This window comes from Capsulimonas sp. (assembly GCF_039929585.1).
Taxonomy (GTDB): domain Bacteria; phylum Armatimonadota; class Armatimonadia; order Armatimonadales; family Capsulimonadaceae; genus Capsulimonas.
Window position 1 is genome coordinate 1 of record NZ_JBDSQY010000055.1, and the last position, 7,069, is coordinate 7,069.

At 61.9% G+C, this 7,069-nt stretch carries 7 protein-coding genes; all 7 read right to left on the reverse strand.

Features of this window, described 5'->3' with window-relative positions:
• Nucleotides 1–570 (reverse strand): hypothetical protein (locus tag ABIZ35_RS03740; RefSeq protein WP_348218530.1); only part of this gene is annotated, 570 nt, incomplete at its 3' end.
• Nucleotides 563–3,568, reverse strand: a complete 3,006-nt coding sequence (locus ABIZ35_RS03745; protein ID WP_348218531.1) for a hypothetical protein — start codon at nucleotides 3,566–3,568, stop codon at nucleotides 563–565. The genes ABIZ35_RS03745 and ABIZ35_RS03740, both read right to left, overlap by 8 nt.
• A gap of 12 nt (nucleotides 3,569–3,580) precedes the next feature.
• Nucleotides 3,581–4,315 (reverse strand): hypothetical protein, encoded by a 735-nt coding sequence (locus ABIZ35_RS03750; RefSeq protein WP_348218532.1) that lies wholly within the window; start codon nucleotides 4,313–4,315, stop codon nucleotides 3,581–3,583.
• Nucleotides 4,316–4,330: 15 nt separating this feature from the next.
• Nucleotides 4,331–5,824, reverse strand: coding sequence for a hypothetical protein (locus ABIZ35_RS03755; RefSeq protein ID WP_348218533.1), 1,494 nt, complete (start codon nucleotides 5,822–5,824; stop codon nucleotides 4,331–4,333).
• Between the two features lie 24 nt (nucleotides 5,825–5,848).
• The gene (locus tag ABIZ35_RS03760) at nucleotides 5,849–6,244 is read right to left on the reverse strand and encodes a hypothetical protein (protein WP_348218534.1); all 396 of its coding nucleotides are present in this window, start codon (nucleotides 6,242–6,244) and stop codon (nucleotides 5,849–5,851) included.
• A gap of 96 nt (nucleotides 6,245–6,340) precedes the next feature.
• Nucleotides 6,341–6,796 (reverse strand): hypothetical protein, encoded by a 456-nt coding sequence (locus ABIZ35_RS03765; protein WP_348218535.1) that lies wholly within the window; start codon nucleotides 6,794–6,796, stop codon nucleotides 6,341–6,343.
• Between the two features lie 14 nt (nucleotides 6,797–6,810).
• The coding region (locus tag ABIZ35_RS03770; RefSeq protein WP_348218536.1) for a hypothetical protein at nucleotides 6,811–7,069 on the reverse strand (259 nt) is incomplete at its 5' end.

Consider the following 7,069-nt stretch of genomic DNA (forward strand, 5'->3'; position numbering starts at 1 on the left):
CAGCGCCGCCCCCGTGAGCGGCGCCGTCGTGTAAGTGAGCGCCGTTCCAATCACACTGTATTGGGACGGCGCGAGCCGCTGAAGCGCCGTCGCGCTCGCGCCGACATAGACGTGCGCGCTCCCGGCTAGGGGCGCATGCGCCAATGTGAAGACCGTGTTGACGCCGTTGACCAATCCCGCCGGGACTTCCGAGTCGGCGAAGCTCGGAATGGCTGGGAATGACGCCCACGAACGCGCGCCCGTCATGGTGGAGACGAGCGCCTGCCCGTCCAGTGTCGGACTGCCGAGCGCCGGCTCCTTGGCGCTGAAGGCGATCCAGTCCGACTGGATCAAATAGCCCCCCTGCGCGCCCGACGCCGCAGCGAGGGTGAGAACGCCGTTCGCCAGCCGCAGCGGCGCCGACGCCGTGAACGAGGCGGCGGGCGCGGCGGTGAGAAGAGGCGCAATCGCCGGGCGCGCCGCCGTCTGACCTTTCGCCGATGTCTGCGTCAGCGCCTTGATCTGCGCGTCCCGCACCGGATGCGGAGGCCCGCCGCCCGGGATGTGATAGAACGGGGGACGCTTAGCCATCGGAGCCTCCTTCCGCGCTTTCAACCGCGACGGACGCGATCCGCACCGGCTTCCGGGAGGCGCCCGAAAGCGTGACGGTCGTCACCAGTCCGCGCACGCCGCTCGGAACCTTCACCCGGAACGACGCCGCGCCGTCCACCGTATAGGTCTGCGCCATCGTCGCCGCACATCCCGAACAGGACACGCCCATTGTCAGATCCACGCTTTCCTCCGTTTCCACCGAAGCGTACACACGCACCGGCCGATTGGTCCGCCAGTACTGCCCGCCGCTCTCCTCCCGCCCAAAGCCGCGCGACGCGAAGGCGAAGGCAATGGGCGCCGCGCTCGCTTCTGCAACCGACGGCGTCGCCCGGTCCCCCTCTCCGGTCAGCTGGTAAAGCTGTCCATCCGATCCAGCCAGAAACAGATCGTCCGTATCGGCAGCCGTGGACAGGCTTGCCGCCCCGGTTACGTTCATTTGCAGATAACGCGTCCAGCCGTTCTGACGGCTGTCCCAAACATAAGCGACCGTGTTCGATAAGTCGCCCGGCAAAGGCGCGAACAGATAAAGGCGGCGCCCATGATAAATCATCGACGCGCCGGCGTACGCCTCTGATGAAATCGGCGGCCCGGAGGAATGCGGCGGGTTCAGCGCCCGCTCGATGGGAAGGCTGCGCGGATTGATCTCATCCCCGCCATCGAACTCATACAGCCCGTTCGGCCCCAGGAACCAGAGCCGCCCCTCCACCAGAGCCGCCGCTCGGGGAGCAAGGCAGCCCACGCCCGCTTTCAAATAGTGTCCGGACAGCTGGAAGTCAGAACTGTCGAACCCGGTCAGCATCCAGACCGAGCGCTGCTTCAGGATGATCAGCGCCGTGGACAAAGGGATCAGCTGCTGGATCGGGTCGTTGTCCAGCCCGCCAACCGAAACCCGAAACCCCTTGATCGACGCGCTCGGATCGTCCGGGTAAGACACCGCGTTGTAATACAGCGCTCCCGGCGTATCCCCCGTGATCAGCCACGATCCCCACAGCGTCGATCCCACCGCCAGCCAGAGCCGCCCCTGCCATTCACAAAGCGCCTGCGCGCTGCTGGGCGGCTTGCCGCGCCCGGTAATCAGCGTCGGCGCCAGCAGCAGCGCACCATCCGGAGTATTGTCCGTAAACGTACGCAGGTAATTGCTCCAGAGGTAAGAATGCGCGTCGTCATAGACCGTCACGTCCGGACCGCTTCCCACGGGGACACGCGCAACCAAACGACCCACAGCGTCGCCGTACAGCCCGCCATACCGATAGATATGATAAAATTTGGTGGCGACGCCGCCGGAAGGAGCCGGCAGTGTCATCGTCGCGATCGCCTTCAGCCCGGTCGCGGACACGGCGTTGGAGATCGGCGACGGATCGCTTTCGATATCGCCGTCCGTCGTCGACTGCACCTCGGTAAAGACATATTGATACGGCCCCGCGCTGACACTCACGCCGTCGCTGATCGCCAGATTACCGGCGGCGCTGAGCGGCCCGATTGTGAACAGATTATTGGCGTCCGCTCCCGTCATATCACCATCGATCTGGATATAAAGTCGATCGACATTCAATCGCACATCCAGTGGAACGGTGGTAATATCCGCGCTTGCGTACGTCCCATCCGGGCTAAAAGTGAGCAGGTTCGTGGGATATAAGATCGTGTCGGCGTCGCCTTCCTTGTGAAACACCAGGCGAAGGCTGGGGCGAACCGTTGTGTTGGGGGACGAGTACGCCAGCGCCACGACGTTAGATCCGCTGAAACTTACCTTTGGCGCATAGTCTTTCCAAATATAATTCCCCCCCTGGTAGATATCGCTGGAGGACAGCGTAAACGAGTTTGCCGAACGTGCGATGACCAGATGATTGTCCACCGCCTTCAGCGAAACGGCATCGATATAGATCGTATCCAATCCACGGCGGTTGCTGTCGCCGCCGCGCATCTCGAGACCCATCTGGTCAGGATTGATCGGCAGACCGGTCAGCGAGAGCGTCACCCGCGATCGCACCCACCCCGTTACCGAAGTATCTGGATTATAGGGAAACGTCAACTCCACGGAGGTCTGTCCCAGAATATTGCCCGTCGAGTCCATTCCATACAGGGTCACGACCACGCTCGATCCACCCGTGCGGTCCGCCTGATGGAATTGCCCCTCAAACTCATAAACACGCGCCGATCCGCCTTGACCATTAGGATAGGTCGGCGCGGGGACTTTCTGAATGATTCCTTCGCCGGGGTCGTCAAGCAGCAGCGCATAAGCCCCGTCAAATGGCGTCATACGCCCGCCGACACTGCCCACCGTCCGTGAGTCGGGGTCTGCGACGCCGATACTATCCCAGTAGTCGGGAATGACCGGATCGCCGCCGCCCGCCTTGCCGAGACTTCCATTGCGCAGGAGGTTATCCGGGGTCAATGGCAGTGACGGCGGCGAGGGAGCTGACCGCGAACTCCATCCCGTGAGACTGCCAAAGTTCTCGATCGGAATGTTTTTCAGACTAACGGAAAGCGCCATGGCCGGCGCGTCCGGGGTCGTCGCGACTGCGGCCGACGGTGTCTGATCCAGATCGATTCGGTACAGCGGCGAGCTCGTCTGCCCATCCACGAGATACACGTATTTCCCGACCCGCGCCATCTGCACGCTCTCACTTGCCAGCGTGAAAGAACTCATGTCGTTGAGTTTGATCTCGGTCCAACCCGACGCGCCTTTGATCGTTTTATAAAGAGCGCCTTTCGCGACAAACAAGATCTGCCGCACCCCATTACTTTGCACAAACGCCAGCGGCGCATGCAGAGCCCTCCGCGCGTACGGCGGATCCGGATCATGCAGCGGCGTGGTGAACATACCGAGCTTCCCAGGACGCGTCACCAGCTCGCCGCCATCGATATAAAGATTGTCCGCCTGCTGCACCGCTCCAACGGGCAAGTCCTCAGGAATGTGAAACAGATCCAAGCCGTCAAAGCGGCGCTGCTGTGAAAACGTAGTGGAAATAGGTGGCATAGTGATCCTCGCTTAACAGCAATCAGGCATTGTCCAGGTTGTCGCGGGCGCGTCGCCGCTGTCCCATGACGTGACGGGAACAGCGCCATCGCCCCAGAGTGTAGGCGGCAGGTCGCCCGTCATCCATTGGCCGGCGCAGCAGTCGCAGTTCGGCGGCAGTGGATCAAGCATTGTTCCCGGCGGCGGGATAACGACACCCGGCGGCAGCGGACCGAGCGCATACTCGATGCTGATCGCGGTCACGCGGACATTGGCGCCCGACATCCACGCCGCCGTCTCGCGCGAGATCGCCGTGACGCGCACCTCCGTCCGGGACATCGTCGCCGCGACCTCAGCGTTCGCCGCCGTCACGCGGACCATGCCGCCGGACATCTGGGCCGCCACTTCCAATTGCGCCGCCGTGACGCGCGCCGCCCCCGATTCCGCCGTCGCCGCGATCTCCGCGCCGATCTGCGTTACGATCGAGCCCTGGTTCACCGTCGCTCCACTATAGGAAGGAGACCCGAATGTCTCACTGGACGAGAGGCCTACCGGCGTCAGCAGATAGGACACGGACAGCGATGGGGCGCCGAGCACGGATGTGCTGGGGATGCCAGTGGGCGTTAGCGCATACACGGTCGCCGCTGCGGCGCTGATGGCTCCCACCGGCTCGCCGCGCACGGCGTAGTCCAGGCCGAAGGAGCCGTCGCCGCCGGACTTCGCCAGTTCGCCGCGCCGGAAATAGTCGAAATTATTGGGGTCCGGCATGGTTCCTCCCTTGGACTAAGGCGTGCGCGTTACGGTGTCGAAGTAAGCGTTCCCGGTTCCAGAAGCGGAGCGAGAGAAAAGGCGCAGGGTCACAACGCCCTTAGCCGTTGGAGTGAACGCCGTGAACGTGAGCGTCTCATATGCGCTGGGCGCTGTGACCGTTGCTGTCTTCGTCTCCCCCGCGTACCCGATTTCGGCGTTGGCGAGCAGCGACGCCTGCGGTTTGTTTGTATCGCCGTGCCCACTGTCCCACAGAACCTTGACCGTAATCACCGTGGACACGGCGTCCACCGCCAGCTGAAAATCCTGGTCACCCGGCCCCGTGATCTTCAGGCACTTCCCCACGCCGCCATCGGCGTTCGCGGCGGAGCCCACTCCCGTTCCATGCCGCTCGAAACATCCCGCCGCCGCCAGGATCGATCCGCCGCCGGACGGTCGGGGAAGGTTAGCAAGATCGTAGGCCGGCGCGGTATACGTCGCGTCCGCGCCGAATCCCAGCACATTCGACCCAGCGCCTGGATACAAATACGGCCGCTGCTGCTGACCGACGATCACTTCGTGCCCGATCTGAAGGTTCGGATACCATGCTGGTCCGGCTTGCGAATTGGCGCCGGCCGTTCCCGCCGTGCGCGGCGTATTGGCGCAGATCAGCGTGTAGTTGTCAATCACCTGGCCGGCGGTCCCCACACTAATTCCCGTCCCCGCGCCCACAATCACCGAATTCTCCAGGCGAATGGGAACAGTGGTGGAAACGCCGGCGGAGGCGGCCACCGCCGTCCCTCCGCCATTCACGGTGCAGTTGCGTATCAGCAGGCCGCCCGGCTTAAATGCGTTGCCGGACGCCGATGGCGTCATGGCGAACACCGTCCCCGCACCGCCCGCGTCGATCCGGCAGTTGCGAAACTCAATCCCGACATCCCAGTCCGCTCCCGTCGTGGACGTCGGCGTGCTGATAAACACAACGCTCGCCGGACAATACGACTTGAACAAGCAACGGTCGAACAAAATATTCTGCGTCACGCCCGCCGCCCCGGAAACCAGCACCATGCGGCTGCTGTTATTGGAGGCGACGCCTTCAAACGTGCAGTCCAAAAACGTGATGTTTGTCGACGTCAGCGTCAGCGCATTCACAATGGACGCCACCGTCGAGGCGGCGTTCGCGCCCACGAAACGGATCTTCTCGAACTGCAGAAAGCTCTTGCCGTTCATATTGAGCGGCGCCACCGTCGCCGGCGTCGTCTGGTCGTTCGTCGTGTATGCGGTCCAAACGACCTCACCTAGATCCCCCGTCTGCGCCCCGTCCACATCGCCGACAATCCGCAGCACAGACGCCGGCGTGACTGACACCGTTACCGTCTCCCGATAAATTCCCGCTCCCAGATACACCACGTCGCCGCCAACCGTCGTTCCAGAGGGTCCAATCGCCTTCGTAACCGTCAGCCACGCGGCCCCCACCGAAGTCCCGGCGACGGCGTTCGACCCCGTCTTTCGCACATAGTAATTCGTCACGCCGTTATCCTTCCCGGCCCCAGCCTAGAGCTTAAAAATCCGGCTCGCCCCATTGTCCCAGGTGACACCGATCGTGCTTACCGATCCGCCGGTCGTCAGCGACGCATCGATCGCGCACACCAGCGGCGACGTCCCCGCGCTCCCCGTATCTTTGTAAAGCACAATGTATCCGATCGCCGTGCTCGCCGGAACTCCCGAGAACGAGAGATCCGCCGCATCAAACACCCCCGCCGTCGCCGTTTTCGACGACAGCGTTTGATCCGTCCCTGTCGTATTCGCCCCCAGATCACTGAGAAATTGGTGCGTCCCATAACTCGGCGTATAGGTCGTCTTCACCAGCGCCGCCTTCACCGTATCGGAAACCAAATTGATCCCGCCCGTCAAAAACGCGGCGCGCGCGGAGTCGTAAACAGCGCTCATAACGAACCCTTTCCATCGCGAGGCCCCGCCCCGCCGCCAAGAAAAAAAGCCCCCGCCGAAGCGAGAGCTTTTCCGAATCCTTACAATATATTCCGATCAGTCACCATCAAGACGCCAGCGACCAAACGGCGCATGCTTCATATAAGGATGAAGCGTGTTGTCCGTGTAAACTTCCAGAAACTTACGATGCCCCTTTACATAACGCCGCCCGCACTGCTGGCAAGTATAAACGAACTCAAGACTTCCGCCTGGGAAAAGACCTTCTTTGAGAAACTCGACATCGTAACTGCTGGATGAGCCTTCTCCACAGCAGCACGGCGGCGTCACCGAAAGCCACCAACTATCCAACTTCAGAATGCCGACGTAAAGATAATAAAGACCAAAGAATCCGACAGGAAATCCGATTAATGCGCCGATAATCCCCCAATGGCGCCAGAACGACACCGCGACAGCGATACCGGCGGCAATAACGAACAACAGGCAGCCCAATTCAAAGATCGTCTGCCCGGCTTGCCGAATTCGTTTTCTAGCGCAAACTCTTGACTCCATCATCCCATCCTTTCCGATCAGTCACCATCAGGCCCCCAGCGGCCAAACGGCGCATGCTTCATAGAGGGATGAAGCGTGTTGTCCGTGTAAACTTCCAGAAACTTTCGATGACCATGCACGTAACGCCTCCCGCACTGCTGGCAAGTATAAACGAACTTACTCCCGCCGTCTGGGAAAAGACCATCTTCGAGCAACTCCCCCTTATAGTCACGGGACTCCCCATTTCCGCAGCAACAAGACGGCTCATCCGGCAGCCACCAACTCGCGGCCTCTTGG